Origin of the sequence: Rhodanobacter sp. Col0626, from assembly GCF_049994385.1 — a bacterium.
Taxonomy (GTDB): Bacteria; Pseudomonadota; Gammaproteobacteria; order Xanthomonadales; family Rhodanobacteraceae; genus Rhodanobacter.
Genome location: NZ_CP188260.1, coordinates 3,460,325 through 3,475,005 on the forward strand (window position 1 = coordinate 3,460,325; position 14,681 = coordinate 3,475,005).

Below are 14,681 nucleotides of genomic sequence, written 5' to 3' on the forward strand. Positions count from 1 at the left end.
GGTGACGGCGACCAGACCGGGCGACGTGCCCTCGTGTTCGCTGGATCCGCCGTGGCGGCAGGCGTGCGAAAAGCTCAGCGCTGATCGCCTGCGCGGATCGTCGCCTCGTTGATCGCGCGCACCTTCGCCTCGTCCACCTTTTCGATCTTGCGATCGTACGTGTACAAGCCGTTGTGCTCGCCCTCGACGTCGGTGATCTGGGTGTAGACGCTGCCGGACACACCCACGGTCGGCCCTTTGTCGCGCAGCACGGCGGTATTGGCGACGTAGCCGGCGTTCAGCGCGTCGCGGTCCTTCACCGCACCATACGGATTGATCGGCGTGTTGGGCCAGACGTGACCGGGAATACCCAGGGTCAGGCCGCCATGCTCACCGTCCATCGAGGCCCGCGTCGCATCCGGGCTGGGCAGGCCCGGGCCCTGGTAGTCATGGATGTCGTAGACGTCGCCAGCGTGCGGATCACCCTTGGTGTCGCAGCAATTGGCGCCGCTGCGCGCATCGACCAGGCGCGAGGGATCGAGCTGCTTGATCTGCGCGGCCAGCTCGGCGGCGGCCGGAATGCTCCACTGGCCCCAGCCCTCGTTGAAAGGGATCCAGCCGATGATCGAGGTTTCGCCCTCGAGCTGCTTGACGATGGCCGTGACGTCCTTGCGGAATCGGGCCTTGTCCGCATCGCGGAGTTTTTCGTTGCGCCCGTTCGGCAGCGCCGGCATGTCCTGCCACACCATCAGGCCGATGCGATCGGCCCAGTAGTACCAGCGCGCCGGCTCCACCTTGATGTGCTTGCGGATGGTGTTGAAGCCCAGGTCCCTGGTCTTCTGTATGTCGAACTTGAGTGCCGCGTCGGTGGGCGCGGTGTAGATGCCGTCCGGCCAGTAGCCCTGATCCAGCGTGGCCAGCAGGAAGGTCGGCTTGCCGTTCAGCACGATGCGGTTGCGTCCGCCCACCTTCGCGATGGCGATGGTGCGCAGGCCGGCATAGCTGGTCACCTCATCGTGTTGGTCGCCGTGCGCAAGCGTGGCCTTGAACGTGTACAGGAAGGGATCCCGCGGGCTCCACAGGCGCGGATGCCCGATGGCCAGACGCAGCGGTTTGCCCGCCGGTCCACTCGCCTCGCCCACCGACTCGCCATCCGCGTAGGCGATGACATGCAGCGTGGTGTCCTCGTCACCGCCTTGCAGCTTCGAAGTCACCGTGAAGGCGTCCAGGCTGCGCGCTGGCGTGAAGGTCAGTTGCGCCAGGCTGGTAGCCGGCACCGGCTCCAGCCACACCGACTGCCAGATACCCGAGGCCGCGGTGTAAAAGATGCCTTCGGGTTTCAACCGCTGCTTGCCGACCATCACGTCGGCACCGTCCACCGGCGCATGCACCGCGACGACGATTTCCTGCGGGCCTTTCGGGCGAAGCACCTGTGTGATGTCCGCGCCGAAGGACGTATAGCCGCCCATATGACGCGCCACCTGCTTGCCGTTGACGTACACCGTGGCGTCCTGGGCCACCGCGCCGAAGTTCAACCGCACGTGCTGGCCATGCGCGGTGAAGGCAGCCGGAACATCCACCAGCCGACGGTAGAACATGAAGTCCGAATGCTTCTGCACGCCCGATAGCACCGATTCGACCGGATACGGCACCAGCACCCGTTCCTTCAGCGTCCGCCCGAACGGCGGCGCGCCTTGTCCGTCGTCCACGGCGTACTGCCATAGTCCGTTCAGGCTCATCCATTGTGGATGCTCCAGTGACGGGCGCGCCAGCTGGGGCCGCGGATACTCGGGCAACGCATTGCCGGGCGACACCTCGGCCGTCCACGGTGTCGCCAAGGGTGCCACTTTGCCGCTCCACGTGGCCGCGTTATCCGCCGCCATCGCCAGCGGGACAAAACCGATGGTCAGGGCCACGCCGATCCAGGCGCGTACGCGCCGTACCTTGGTGTTGCACGTCATCTGTTATTCCTCGTGAGTCTCGCCCGGCGCCGTCATGGAAGGCGGCGCATCGTGCGGGTCGGCGCCCCAGCCCTTGTTTGGCGCGGGGCCCATCGTGAGCACCAGCGTGGCGCCGTTGGCGATGTCCGCATGGCTGAACCACGGCTTGCTCCATGGCTTGCCGTTGAGCGTCGCGGACTGGATGTAGATGTTCTTCGCCGAATTGTTGCGCGCATCGATCTCGAGGAGCTTGCCGTTGCCCATGCGCAAGCGGACCCGGTCGAAGATCGGGCTGCCGATGATGTAATCGGGACTGGCGGGATCGACCGGATAGAAACCCATCGCGCTGAGCACGTACCAGGACGAGGTGGAGCCCTGGTCGTCCATGCCGGGATAGCCGTAGCCGGTGGCATCGCTGCCATACAAATCGGCGAGGATGCGGCGTGTCAGCGCCTGCGTCTTCCACGGCTGGCCGCTCCATGCATAGAGATAGGCCGCCTGCTGGTCCGGCTGGTTGCCCTGCACGTACTGCCCGATCACGCCCGTGCAGTCGCGGCAGATGCCCTTGGGCTGGTAGGGCGTGGAGAAAAAGGCATCGAGCTTGGCGTTGAACGCCGCGCGTCCGCCGAGCAGGTTCATCAAACCCTGTACGTCGTGCGGCACCAGCCACAGCGTGGACCAGCCCGAGCCTTCCTTCATCATGAAGTTGTAGTAGGGCTCGGCCGGATCGAACGGCGAAATCCACTTGCCGTCCTCGGTCTTGCCACGCATGAAGCCCACCGACGGATCGAACACGTTGCGATAGTTCGAAGCGCGGCGCTCGAACATCGCCGCGTCCTGCGTCTTGCCGAGCCGGCGTGCGAAATCCGCCAGTGCATGGTCGTCCCACGCGTATTCAAGCGTGGTGGCGACGCCCGCCTTGCCACCGGCGTAGGGCGGGCTGGGATTTCCGTCCGGCACGATGTCGGAGATCCAGCCCTGCTTTGCATATTCGGCCAGATAACCGCGCGGCCCCTTGGGATCGGTGGCGTTCTTGCGGAGGTACTCGTAGGCGCCGGCGTAGTCGAAATCGATGCCGCGCTGCCATGCACCGTCATAGAGGAACACCGCGTGGTCGCCATGAAACGAGGTGTTCATGTAGCCGCGCTCGCGCGCGCGATCCAGCTCGGAATGCATGATGTCTTTCACGACATTCGGCTGGAGCAACATCAACAAGGTGATCTGGTTGCGTCCCGTATCCCAGAACGGCACCGGCCCGTAATGGTCGTAATCCGCGACCTGGTCTTTGCCGGCGGCATCCGTGTAGTGCTCGCCCTTGCGGGCGATCATGCGCGGGCTGGCAAAGGCGTGGTATAGCGTGGAGTAGAACAGCATGCGCTGCTTCGGCGTGCCTCCGGTCACTTGGACGCGATCGAACAGTTGCGCCCATGCCGCACGCGCCTTGGCGTGCACGCGGTCGAAATCCACGTCGCTGTCCTGCGCCCTCAGCCGCTGTTCGGCCTCTTCGGCGCTGTGGCCATGGGCGATGCGCACCACCACCTGCGCGCCTGCCTTGGTGTCGAAGGTGAGGTAAGCACCCGCGTAATCACCCGAGATCTTGCGGCGGTCGGCCTGGATGTCCTCATGGCCGAGTCCTTCGCCCTTCAGCGTCACCTCGCTGTGGAACGTGCCGAAGCGGGCGAACGGCCGCGAGAACTCGGCGACGAAATACGGACCATCCGCGTCGCGATCGCGGCGGCCGGCGGTGGCCACGCCGCGCACCGTGTGGTCGTCGACCACTTCCACGTCGCCACCCGCGCGGCGAAGGTTGATCACCACGTTCGAACGATGGCTCTGCGGGAACGTGAAGCGCATCAGGCTGGTCCACTGCGTGACCGTCAGTTCCGCCCTGGTGTGGAAGGTGGCGAGGTCCACCGCGTAGTAGCCCGGCGAGGCTTTCTCCGTGGCCTTGTCGTAGTAGGAGGTCATGTAATCGGGCGGCACGGTCCAGTCGCCGACCACGGGCATCACCATCGGCGCGCCGCGCGCGCCATAGGTCGAGCCGCCGCCAGTGAAGCCGATCATCGCCGGACGCCGGTAGTCGTATGCCACCGGCACGCCTGTCGCGAAACCGAGGTCTGCGTTGATGTTCACTGGCGCGGCTTCGGTCGCGCTCTGCGGCAGGCTCGCTCCGGGCGTCGTCATGCCGGTGTACAGCGGCTCGCCCGGCGGCGGTGCGTTGCCGATCAGTTCCTGCCGGTCCAGCGGCGCGGTACCCACCAGGGGGTTGGCCAGATCGACCGACGAGGCGGGAGATGACGAGGACCTTGCAGGGTTCGTCCCGGCTGCGATGGCCGAACTCAAGGCGAGCGCGGACAGCACGACGAACATGGCACGGCGTGGGAGGCGTGCCAGGTGGGTATTCATAAAGCATATTCCTTCGGCGGAGCGGGAATCATCCTTTGAAACGGAAACGGGACCGGGCGATGTGCCCGGCCCCGTCGGTTTGTCACTTGTTGCTATCGCCACCGAACTTGTAGGTCACGCCCAGGTAGTACTGGCGGCCCGGATACATCAACTGGACCAGGCGCGAACGCGTATCGCCACCCAGGTAGGTGTGCGGCCTGGCCTTGTTGAAGTTGATGATCGACGCGGTGATCATGACGTGCTTGTTGAACTCGTAGTCGCCGTTCAGGTCGATCTGGTGATACGGCTGCGCATAGATCGGCAGGCCCGTGGCAAGGCCTTCCATCGTACGGCCCGTCCAGTTGTCGCTGGCACGCAGCAGCAGGCCGTTCTTTTCATAGAACAACGAGACGTTGGCCGCGTACTTTGCGCTGCCGATCAGCTCGGCCTTGCCCACCTGCGTATCGCCCAGCGACACCGCGGTTTCGTTGGTTTTGTTGAGCGTGTAATTGGCGATGTAGCCGAAACCCGAGTCCCAGGTGCTCTGCGCATAGATTTCAACGCCCTTCGACGTGCCGGAGCGGCCGTTGGCATTGGTGCTGTACTGCAGGAAGTTCTGCGTCGAGTCACCCACGTTCACGTCGATGTTGTTGACGGTGACCGGCACGACGAAGTTCTTTACCTTCTTCTGGAACAGGTCGATACCGACGACCGCGTGGGGCGCGTAGTACCACTCACCGGCGAGGTCGAACTGGGTGGCCGTGAACGGCTTGAGGTCGGCGTTTGCACCGGAGCCGTACCAACCCGGCAGCGGTGCGCCGAACTGCTTGCGGTCGTTGTAGTACTCCTGCGTGTTGTTGGTCAGCTGGCCCAGCTGGGCCAGGTCGGTGTAGTTGGCGCGGGCCATGGCCTGCGAGCCGGCAGCGCGCAGGATGAAGTCGTCCGCGATCGTCCATGCGATGTTGAAGCTCGGCAGGAGCTTGTTGTAGCGCTTGGCGGTCTTCGCCTTGGTGAAGCCCTCGATCACCGACACTTCGCGCGGCAGGTACTGGAAGTCACCCGGGGCGCACGCACCGCCGCCCGCGTTCACGCCCGAGGCCGGGCAGATCAGGATGTTGCCGCCCGCATCGTGGTAATACACCGCGTTGTTGGTGGTGACCTGGTTGGCGACGGTGAGGTCCTGCTTGGTGGTGACGAAACGCAAGCCGACATTGCCGCGCAGGGTGCCCGTGTCGAAGTTCGCCTGCACATAGGCAGACGCGATCTTCTCGCCGATCGACGACTTGTTCTGCGGCTTGTTGTAGATACGCCGGTCGTAGGCGGAGTTCAGGTAATTGTAATAAGCCGGGTAGTTGATCGCCGGGAAGATGCTGTCGCCGTAGGCATGGTTCACGCCTTCGAGGTAGTTCGGCAGCAGGAAACCGGCCGGCAGCTGGCCCGCGTTCGGGTCGCAGGTCTGGAACTGCGAGTCGGTACCGTGGCAGTACCAGCGCACTTCGTTGCTCTGTTGCTGGGCGTTGGCATCGGTGTACTTGGCGCCGAACTGCAGCGACTGCATCCACGTGGAATTGAGCGCCCAGGTGAAGTCCGCCTGCGCGAAATTCTGCGAGGTGCGGGTGTTCACCATGTTGGAGCCGGTCGAACCCAGATCGACCTGGCCGGCGCCGGCCTGCATGTTCTGCAGCACGGACTGGTCAGCGCTGATGCCCGGCTTGCCGTTGAGGTTCCATGCGGCGCCGGTGCTGCCGTCCACCCATTGGCCGTTGACGAAGTTGCGCGGCTTGGCGGCCATGCCCAGTTCGATCGAGGGACCACCCGTGGCCCAGGTGCGACCAACATTGAACGAGCCGCTCAGGTCACCGCCGTTATCCCACTCGCCTTCCAGGTTGAGCGTCTGCGAGGTGGCCTTCTCGACGGAGTAATTGCCGTTGAGCCACGGGATTTCCGTGGAACATACGTCCACCGCCTGGCGGGTGGCGCCCGTGACCGGGTTCACCGTGGAGTTGCAGCCGACGCCGGCGGGCGGCAGCACGTAGTTCGCACCCGTGACGATGGTGCCGGAGTTGTCGAAGGTCAGGCCGTTGGGCGCAAGCAGGCGGCCGTTCTGGTCGGCATAGTTGCTGTTGTTCGGCAGACCCCACTCGGGAATTTCGAGGGTGTTGGTGATCTGGGTCTGCTGGCGTTGGAATCGGAAATAGTTGCCGGTCAGCAGGAAATGATCGCTCGGCTTGAACTGCATCGTGGCCTGGACGCCCTTGGTCTTCAGGGTCAGGTCGTTGCGGCTCGTGGAGAACTGCTGCGGCATCCAGAAGCCGTTGGAGACCTTCCCGGCCTGGTCGACGACGCCGTTGCCCCACAAGTCGATGTTATTGTTGACCGCAGGGTCAAAGCCATTGCCGTGCACGTCCACGGGTGCCTGGGTACAGGTCTCGTGGTCCGTGCAGTTGTCGGACCACCAGTGCCAACTCGAGGCATCCGCGGAATACGTGGTTGCCTGGCGCTTCTGGTAGGCACCGGCGACGAGGAAGCCAAACGTTCCCTCCTTGTTTTTCCACGACCACAGCGCCGCGCCCTGCGGCTCGGTCTTCGAGCTGGTATCGGAGCTGGCGGCAGTGCCGGTGACGAAGCCCTCGTTCGCCTCCATATCGAGCGGGCGGCGCGTGCGCAGGTCGACGTTGCCGCCGATGCCGCCTTCATCCAGGCGTGCCTCAAGGCTCTTGTAGAGCTTGATGTCCGCGAACATGTTCGCGGGGAACAGCGTGTAGTTGAATGAACGCGTCAGGCCCGCCGAGGTATCGGCCGAGGCGACGTAGTTGCCGTTCAATTGGGTCAAGGTCAGTTCGGGGGCAAGGCCGCGGATGCTGACCGTCTTGCCTTCGCCGGATTCGCGGCTGATGACCACGCCCGGCACGTGCGCCAGGGCATCGGCGATGTTCTTGGCAGGGAACTGCGCGATGTTCTGCGCGTTGATCACCTCGACGATGGAATTCGCGTCGCGCTTTTCCAGCGTGTTTTGGTCGATCGACTGCGCGTAGCTGGTGACGACGACCGCTTGCAGGTTCGTGGCGTTGGTTGTGTTCGTGGTTTTTTTCTTGTCCGCCTTCTTTGCCTTCGTGTTGTCGGAAGCTTGTCCGGACGGCGGTGCGGTTTGCGCACTTTCAGCTGGCGGTGGTACCTGCGCAGCACGGGCAACTTCGGGTAGTCCCAGATAGCCGCCAAATGACAAGGCCAGGGCGAGTGCGGCGTACAGCGGCTTGCGGGTAGAGACGTGTGGCAGATAAGTCATCTTCTTGATCCCCATTGATTGCATCCTTCTGGAGTCAGCGGTGATTCCCCCCCGGGTAGTCACGTGCTGTCGGATGCGTGATTTGTGTAGTTGTCTTCTTCAACTCTTGCCGAAATTAGATCGATCCAAATTTGGGGTGTCCAGCAGGTCCTCGACTTGCCGGTACCGGTGTTTAAGGCGTTGTATGCGTTGCTGGGAATGTCCGGATCACGTCGCCGCTTATCCGGAACAGAGGGTGCTGCCGTGTCGACCACCGGTCCATGGATCGATCACATCCGCAGGACTCGCCGTCCACTTCCTCATGACCGGCGCCGGGCAAGGAATGACTATCCCTGCAGCCGGCAATGGTGCCCATGAACGACCGCACACGTGTTGCGCGCGGGCCAGTCATGACGGAAATGCGGACGAGCTCTGGTTTCATGTGACGATTTCCAACTCCCTCGACCTGTCTGGGGAAAGCTAGAGGCCACCTCGGGTAGCCCCCTGTGTGCGCCGCTGTTTCTCCCTGCCTCGATCCGATCAAGCTGTTCAGGTCATTCGCAGCGGCGACATGACCAGGAATCACCTAATTTGGATCGATCTAAGTCCCTGGTGCAAATTAGTACGCCGAAGACGGGATATGTCACGCTGCGGCGCAAAAAACCCAATGGGAATGCCGGGATCGGCGGATTGCGGGGAGGCAAGGCTGCCGGAAAAATACGCTCGGGCGACCGTTTCCAAGCCCGACAGCGCTCCCGGCCGGGCGAAGCCGACGGCGCACTGACCGAATGTGCTTCGCTAGACTACACAACCATTATCATCGACCGAGATCCACCCCATGCGCTTCCAAGACACCTTGCAACGGCGCTGGCACGAGCATGGCACGCTGGTCTGCGTGGGCCTCGATCCGGAACCGGCAAAATTCCCGGGGCACCTGCGCGGCACACCCGATGCGGTGTTCGACTTCTGCAGCACCATCGTCGACGCCACGGCCGATCTGGTCTGTGCATTCAAGCCGCAGATCGCGCACTTCGCCGCCTTGCGTGCCGAGGACACGCTGGAACGGTTGATCGCGCATATTCACGACCGCCATCCCGGCGTGCCGGTCATCCTCGACGCCAAGCGTGGCGACATCGGCAGCACCGCGCAGCACTATGCGACCGAAGCGTTCGAGCGCTATCGCGCCGACGCGGTGACGCTGAATCCGTATCTTGGCCGCGACTCGATCCAGCCATTCCTCGATCATGCCGACAAGGGCGTGATCCTGCTCTGCCGCACCTCCAATCCCGGTGGCGCGGATTTCCAGGCGCTGGATTGCGGTGGCCAACCACTGTACCTGCGCGTAGCCGAAACCATCGCCCGCGACTGGAACGCCAACGGCAATTGCGCCCTGGTCACCGGCGCCACCTGGCCAGAGGAACTGGGCAAGGTGCGCGAGGTGGTCGGTGACATGCCGCTGCTGGTTCCCGGCATCGGCGCGCAAGGGGGCGATGTGGAAGCCGTGCTGCAGCATGGCCGCACGAGAGATGGCACGGGCCTGCTGATCAGCTCCTCACGTGCGGTCCTGTATGCCGGCAGCGACGAGGATTTTGCGATGGCGGCACGCGCCGCCGCCAGGGAACTGCGCGATACGATCAACCGTTACCGCTGATTCCAACCGCCAATCGAACGACAACTCATGCCATTCGGCATTTTTCGGCGGAGTACCCGCAGGACAACAATCCTGCTTTCCGGAGAACGCCATGGTCTTGCCTTTCGACGTGCTGATGCTGCTCGGCTTCGTTCTGCCGGGCATCGCGATCTGCCTGATCCATCGCTACCTCACGCGGAACGCGCGCTGATGTACATGGGTCATTTCGCGGTCGCGCTGGGTGCGCGCCGCTGGCTGCGGCCGTTGCCGCTGGCATGGCTGCTGTTCGCCGGCATTGAGCCCGATCTGCTCGATGTGTTCGGCAGTCTGGTGCCATCGCTCGGTGTTGGCGACGCCAGCCACAGCTTTCCAGGGATCATCTACGCGGCAATCGCGGTCGCCGCGCTCACCGCGCTCATCTTTCGGCGGACAGGACTAGCGCTCGGTGCCGGGCTGCTGGTGTTGTCTCACGTCGCAGTCGACTACCTGACGAGCTGGTTGCCGCTATGGCATGGCGGACCGCATGTCGGGCTGCACCTATATGCAACGCCGCGAGCCGACTTTGTGCTGGAAACGGGCTTCATCGTTCTGAGCCTTGCTCTCTACGCACGCTCGCCCGATCTTCGTCGTCCGGCTCGCGCGGGACTGATGGCGATGGCCGTTCTGATGATCGGCCTGCAGGCCATCTGGAACTTCGGCATGGCAGGCGGCTGATATCGCCACCTGACGAATCATCAGCCCAGCGCCATCTTCGCCGCCTGCAGAGTCTTCGCCTTCTGGTCCATCGCGTCGGCGGCGTCCAGCAGCGCGCGTGCGAAACTGCGCACTTCGGCCGGACGCAAGGCATACCAGTTGCCGCTCTTGCTGGCCTCGGTGACGTTGCGACCCGAGCGGGACACGCAATGCGGCCGGAAAATCACCATGCCGGTAAGCGATTCCGAACTGATGTCGGCCGACACGATCTGCATGTGTGTTTCATCTTCTTTCTTCACCGAACTTCTCCCGGGCGGATAGCCGCCCTCACGCAGCTTACGCTACCGGGAGTTCAACGTTTGTTGGATGCGATGCCGTCGACTCGATGGGCGCCGGTTTTGTCAGTCGGCGACGCAGCCAGCGCTCGCATGGCGTCGACAGCCAACGCTCCACCCATGCACCCAGCAACCAGCACAGCGGCAGCGCCAACAGATACCACAACAGGCCCCATCGGTAATCGCCGCCGCCGAGTTTGAACAGCCGTACTACCGCAAACACCACGAACATATGGCTGAGGTAGATCTCGTAGCTCAGGCGTCCCCATGAACGCAGCCAACCCAGGCCGCGCACGGGCTGCCCATGACCGTGCCATTCGCGTTGCTGGCTGGCGAGCAACAGACACAGGGTCGACACGGTCAGCACCAGCAGGTAGCCGTCGCGCAACAGATGCCACAATGCGCCGCCGTCCAGCACGACCGCGGCCACGCCGGTTGCACCGAGCCATCCCAGCAACACGCCCGTGCGTCGCGGCAGCGCCTGCAAGCGCGCCGCCAGCAGGGCACCGAGTACGCCCACGGCGATCGCCGCCATGCCTGGAAGATAGGCCTTCTCCTGCCATATCTCGTTACCGCTCAGGGCGGCATGCGTCCATGGCATCGACAGCGCCAGCAACGCCAGCATGGGCATCAGCACCCATCGTCGGCGCGTGAGCAGGCACACCAGCGGGAAGCCGAGATAGAACACTTCCTCGATCGACAGCGACCACAGAACGTCCCAATTGCCTGGCAGATAGCCCGTCTGCCCCTCGTACCAGTTCAGATGCAGGCCGAGCGCGGCGATGATCGCGCGTGGCAGCGACTGTCCCGGGCGGGTAATGGTGTAATCCGGCACGGCCAGCAAATGCAGCACGCTGAGCACCGCTATCAGCACCAGCAGGCATGGCACGATGCGGGCGAAACGTCGCGCATAGAACACACGCATGTCGATTCGCTCGAGACTGCCCCAGCGGCGCAGCGCATTGCCCGCGATCAGGAATCCCGAGATCACGAAGAACACGAACACCGCTTCATAGCCGTTGTAGTTCAGCCGGCTCAGCAACCATGTCGGCAACACGTCGGCCAGCGCGGTTTTCTTCAGCGGAATGCGCAAGCCGATGTGATTGAGCACCACCAGCACGATCGCCAGCCCACGCAGCAGGTCGATGCCCGGGTTGCGACCGGTGGTCGTGGCGGACACCTCATTTGAACTGGGCACCGTTGATTGCATGGATGACGGCACTTTCGAGGAATGCCACATCATCGGCGAGCGCTGCGCCGCCGGCAACTGCGGTTTCAGGTGATCACGTTGACGCCTTTCCAGAATGCCACGCGACCTGCGATCTGCGCAGCCGCCTCTTTCGGATGCGGGTAATACCAGGCGGCCTGGGCATTCACCGCATCGCCAACGACGACGTCGTAGTAGCTCGCCGTACCTTTCCACGGACAAACACTGTGATGGTCGCTATCGCGGAAGCAGTCGCGCCGGAGCGAGTCGGCGGGAAAGTAATGATTACCCTCGACCACCACGGTGTCGTCGCTTTCGGCGAGCACGGTATCGTTCCATATCGCGCGCATCAGTCGTCTCCGAGGTCTTCACCCGGAAACAGCACGTCGGTATAGCCGAACTTGCTGAAGTCGGTGATTCGGGTGGGATACAGCCGGCCGATCAGGTGATCGCATTCGTGTTGCACCACGCGGGCGTGGAAGCCTTCGGCGGTGCGTTCGATGCGCGTGCCCTTCGGGTCGATGCCTTCGTAGCGGATCAGCGAGTAACGGCTCACCGCGCCGCGCAGGCCGGGCACCGACAGGCAACCCTCCCACCCCTCTTCCATGTCCTGCGACAACGGGGTGATCACCGGATTGAGCAGAATCGTGCGTGGCACTTCGGGCGCCTCGGGATAACGTTCCGAATGCTCGAAACCGAAAATCACCAGCTGCAGGTCGACACCGATCTGCGGCGCCGCCAGGCCGACGCCGTCGGCCGCATGCATGGTGTCGAACATGTCGGCGATCAGTGCGTCGAGTTCGGCGCTGCCGAGCATGGCAGCGGGCACCGTCGGCGCAATGCGCAGCAGGCGCGGATCGCCCATCTTGAGGATTTCACGGATCATGCGGGTCTCGCGCGCGGGTGGTTTCTCTCTGGGTATGGTCTCGCGTGTGCAGACACAAGGCCATGCCGGATTTTCGTTCAGCGACCGCCAGATCCTTTCTTCAGCAGCTCGGTGCCGCGGGCGGCGGGACGGGTCCTGCCCGGCCGCCGATCTCGGTGAGCAGGCCATCCAGCGCTTTCATCGCCTATTCGACCAATGGCTAATGCCGATCCGCCTGTTTTGGCATTGACCCCCGCCGCCGACCGGACGACCCTTGAGTTATCGCCAAGGGAGCCTCTCATGCAAGCCGTCATCCCCAAGCCGAGTCCGGCCAGCAAGATCATGTGGGTTGCCATTGCCATCATCGGCGCGTTCTGCCTCGGCGTGGTGGCGTTGCGACGTGGCGAGCCGATCAACGCGATCTGGCTGGTCGCCGCGTCGATCGCGATCTTTGTGATCGGCTACCGCTTCTATGGCAAGTTCATCGAACACTCGGTATTGCAGCTCGACCCCACTCGCGCACCACCATCGGTGCTGCGCAACGATGGCCTCGATTACGTGCCCACCGACAAGTGGGTGGTGTTCGGCCACCACTTCGCCGCGATCGCCGGTGCCGGCCCGTTGGTCGGCCCGGTGCTGGCCGCCCAGATGGGTTACCTGCCCGGCACACTGTGGATCCTGTTCGGCGTGGTGTTTGCCGGCGCGGTGCAGGATTTCATGATCCTCGGCCTGTCCCTGCGCCGCGATGCCCGCTCGCTCGGCCACATGCTGCGCGAAGAGCTGGGGCCATTGCCGGGCATCGTGGCGATGATCGGCGTGCTGGTGCTGATGATGATCGTGCTGGCGGTGCTCGCACTGGTGGTGGTCAAGGCACTCACGCACAGCCCGTGGGGTACCTTCACGGTGGCCGCCACGATCCCGATCGCGTTTCTGATGGGCGGTTACATGCGCTGGTTCCGCCCGGGCCGGATCCTGGAAGTGTCGATCATCGGCCTGGTGCTGCTGCTGGCATCGATCTGGCTGGGCCGGTACGTGGCCGAATCGGCCACGCTGGCACCGCTGTTCGACTTCGATGCGAAGGCGCTGGCTTGGTGGCTGATCGGCTATGGTTTCTGCGCATCGGTGCTGCCGGTGTGGCTGCTGCTGGCACCGCGCGACTATCTGTCCACCTTCCTCAAGATCGGCACCATCGCGTTGCTGGCGCTGGCGATTTTCCTGTCCGCGCCGATGCTGCAGATGCCGGCGGTGACCAAGTTCATCGACGGCAGCGGCCCGGTGTTCGCTGGCAACCTGTTCCCGTTCCTTTTCATCACCATTGCCTGCGGCGCGGTCTCCGGTTGGCACTCGATCATCGCCTCAGGCACCACACCCAAGCTGCTCGCCAACGAAGGCCAGGCGCGACTGGTCGGCTACGGCGGCATGTTGATGGAAGCGTTCGTGGCGATCATGGCCCTGATCGCCGCCGCCTCGCTGCATCCGGGCGTGTACTTCGCCATGAACGCGCCAGGCGCGATCATCGGCACCACCGTGCAGGACGCGGCCGCCACGATCAGCCAGTGGGGCTTCGTGGTGACACCGGATGAATTGATTCAGACGGCCAAAAATATCGGCGAGACCAGCATCCTCAGCCGAGCCGGCGGTGCACCGACGCTGGCCGTGGGCATGGCCCAGCTGCTGCACAACATCATCCCCGGCGGCGGCATGATGGCGTTCTGGTACCACTACGCGATCCTGTTCGAAGCGCTGTTCATCCTCACCACGGTGGACGCCGGCACGCGCGTGGGCCGTTTCATGATCCAGGAGATCGCCGGCCTGATCCACAAGCCGCTGCAGGAAACCGAATCGTGGACCGGCAACCTGCTGGCCACCGCGATCTGCGTGGCGCTGTGGGGTTACTTCCTGTACCAGGGCGCGGTCGATCCGCTGGGTGGCATCAACACGCTGTGGCCGCTGTTCGGCATCGCCAATCAGATGCTGGCCGCGATCGCGCTGATGCTGGCCACCGTGGTGGTGGTGAAACTCAAGCGCGAGCGCTTCGTGTGGGTGCCGGGGATCCCTGCGCTGTGGCTGATCATCTGCACACTCACTGCCGGCTACGAGAAGCTGGTCGGCCCGATCAGCTTCACCGCCGCCGCGAACAAATACTCGGCCGCAATGCAGCAGGGCCAGTTGCTGGCCCCGGCAAAAACCCAGGCCGCGATGCAACAGATCGTCACCAACAACTACGTCGACATGGCGCTGACCGGCCTGTTCATGGCGCTGATCGTGGCGATGGTGCTGTTCTGCCTGCGCGCCCTGGTCAAGGCCTGGAACACCAACCATCCGACCGCGCACGAGGAACCGTACGTGGCGTTGAGCACCTTGGCCAGCTGAGGAGGACGT

At 63.8% G+C, this 14,681-nt stretch carries 11 protein-coding genes; 4 read left to right on the forward strand and 7 right to left on the reverse strand.

Annotation, left to right across the window (positions count from 1 at the left end):
• Positions 1 to 74 precede the first annotated feature (74 nt).
• The 3 genes from ACPPVV_RS15315 to ACPPVV_RS15325 all read right to left on the reverse strand — a co-directional run bounded on the left by ACPPVV_RS15315 (position 75) and on the right by ACPPVV_RS15325 (position 7,590).
• A complete protein-coding gene (locus tag ACPPVV_RS15315) occupies positions 75 to 1,940 on the reverse strand; it encodes a glycoside hydrolase family 2 protein (RefSeq protein WP_426700732.1) in 1,866 nt (621 codons plus the stop codon).
• A gap of 3 nt (positions 1,941 to 1,943) precedes the next feature.
• Complete coding sequence (locus ACPPVV_RS15320; RefSeq protein WP_426700733.1) at positions 1,944 to 4,325, reverse strand: GH92 family glycosyl hydrolase; 2,382 nt, start codon at positions 4,323 to 4,325, stop codon at positions 1,944 to 1,946.
• 82 nt (positions 4,326 to 4,407) lie between these two features.
• Positions 4,408 to 7,590, reverse strand: a complete 3,183-nt coding sequence (locus tag ACPPVV_RS15325) for a TonB-dependent receptor (protein WP_426700734.1) — start codon at positions 7,588 to 7,590, stop codon at positions 4,408 to 4,410.
• Between the two features lie 817 nt (positions 7,591 to 8,407).
• Between ACPPVV_RS15325 and pyrF the strand changes: the two genes are divergently transcribed.
• Together pyrF and ACPPVV_RS15335 are read left to right on the forward strand one after the other, a co-directional pair.
• Positions 8,408 to 9,220, forward strand: coding sequence for an orotidine-5'-phosphate decarboxylase (gene pyrF / locus ACPPVV_RS15330; RefSeq protein WP_426700735.1), 813 nt, complete (start codon positions 8,408 to 8,410; stop codon positions 9,218 to 9,220).
• A 189-nt stretch (positions 9,221 to 9,409) separates the two neighbouring features.
• Positions 9,410 to 9,913, forward strand: coding sequence for a hypothetical protein (locus ACPPVV_RS15335; protein ID WP_426700736.1), 504 nt, complete (start codon positions 9,410 to 9,412; stop codon positions 9,911 to 9,913).
• A 20-nt stretch (positions 9,914 to 9,933) separates the two neighbouring features.
• Here ACPPVV_RS15335 and ACPPVV_RS15340 read toward each other — a convergent pair whose 3' ends face one another.
• The 4 genes from ACPPVV_RS15340 to def all read right to left on the reverse strand — a co-directional run bounded on the left by ACPPVV_RS15340 (position 9,934) and on the right by def (position 12,320).
• A complete protein-coding gene (locus tag ACPPVV_RS15340; protein ID WP_426703253.1) occupies positions 9,934 to 10,167 on the reverse strand; it encodes a hypothetical protein in 234 nt (77 codons plus the stop codon).
• A 61-nt stretch (positions 10,168 to 10,228) separates the two neighbouring features.
• The gene (locus ACPPVV_RS15345) at positions 10,229 to 11,425 is read right to left on the reverse strand and encodes an acyltransferase family protein (protein WP_426700737.1); all 1,197 of its coding nucleotides are present in this window, start codon (positions 11,423 to 11,425) and stop codon (positions 10,229 to 10,231) included.
• Between the two features lie 77 nt (positions 11,426 to 11,502).
• Positions 11,503 to 11,784: a DUF427 domain-containing protein gene (locus ACPPVV_RS15350; protein WP_426700738.1), complete on the reverse strand. Its 282-nt coding sequence runs from the start codon at positions 11,782 to 11,784 to the stop codon at positions 11,503 to 11,505.
• A complete protein-coding gene (def, locus tag ACPPVV_RS15355; RefSeq protein ID WP_426700739.1) occupies positions 11,784 to 12,320 on the reverse strand; it encodes a peptide deformylase in 537 nt (178 codons plus the stop codon). Before def ends, ACPPVV_RS15350 begins: the two co-directional genes overlap by 1 nt.
• On the opposite strand from def, the gene ACPPVV_RS15360 reads away from it, so the two are divergent.
• Complete coding sequence (locus ACPPVV_RS15360; protein ID WP_426700740.1) at positions 12,319 to 12,549, forward strand: hypothetical protein; 231 nt, start codon at positions 12,319 to 12,321, stop codon at positions 12,547 to 12,549. The genes def and ACPPVV_RS15360 overlap by 2 nt on opposite strands.
• Positions 12,550 to 12,599: 50 nt before the next feature.
• Positions 12,600 to 14,672, forward strand: a complete 2,073-nt coding sequence (locus ACPPVV_RS15365) for a carbon starvation CstA family protein (protein ID WP_426700741.1) — start codon at positions 12,600 to 12,602, stop codon at positions 14,670 to 14,672.
• The last annotated feature ends 9 nt before the right edge of the window (positions 14,673 to 14,681 follow it).

Coding starts and splice junctions, on each gene's coding strand:
- ACPPVV_RS15315 (WP_426700732.1), bottom strand. CDS start 1,940: ATGACGTGCAACACCAAGGTACGGCGCGTACGCGCCTGGATCGGCGTG.
- ACPPVV_RS15320 (WP_426700733.1), bottom strand. CDS start 4,325: ATGAATACCCACCTGGCACGCCTCCCACGCCGTGCCATGTTCGTCGTG.
- ACPPVV_RS15325 (WP_426700734.1), bottom strand. CDS start 7,590: ATGACTTATCTGCCACACGTCTCTACCCGCAAGCCGCTGTACGCCGCA.
- pyrF (WP_426700735.1), top strand. CDS start 8,408: ATGCGCTTCCAAGACACCTTGCAACGGCGCTGGCACGAGCATGGCACG.
- ACPPVV_RS15335 (WP_426700736.1), top strand. CDS start 9,410: ATGTACATGGGTCATTTCGCGGTCGCGCTGGGTGCGCGCCGCTGGCTG.
- ACPPVV_RS15340 (WP_426703253.1), bottom strand. CDS start 10,167: ATGCAGATCGTGTCGGCCGACATCAGTTCGGAATCGCTTACCGGCATG.
- ACPPVV_RS15350 (WP_426700738.1), bottom strand. CDS start 11,784: ATGCGCGCGATATGGAACGATACCGTGCTCGCCGAAAGCGACGACACC.
- ACPPVV_RS15360 (WP_426700740.1), top strand. CDS start 12,319: ATGCGGGTCTCGCGCGCGGGTGGTTTCTCTCTGGGTATGGTCTCGCGT.
- def (WP_426700739.1), bottom strand. CDS start 12,320: ATGATCCGTGAAATCCTCAAGATGGGCGATCCGCGCCTGCTGCGCATT.
- ACPPVV_RS15365 (WP_426700741.1), top strand. CDS start 12,600: ATGCAAGCCGTCATCCCCAAGCCGAGTCCGGCCAGCAAGATCATGTGG.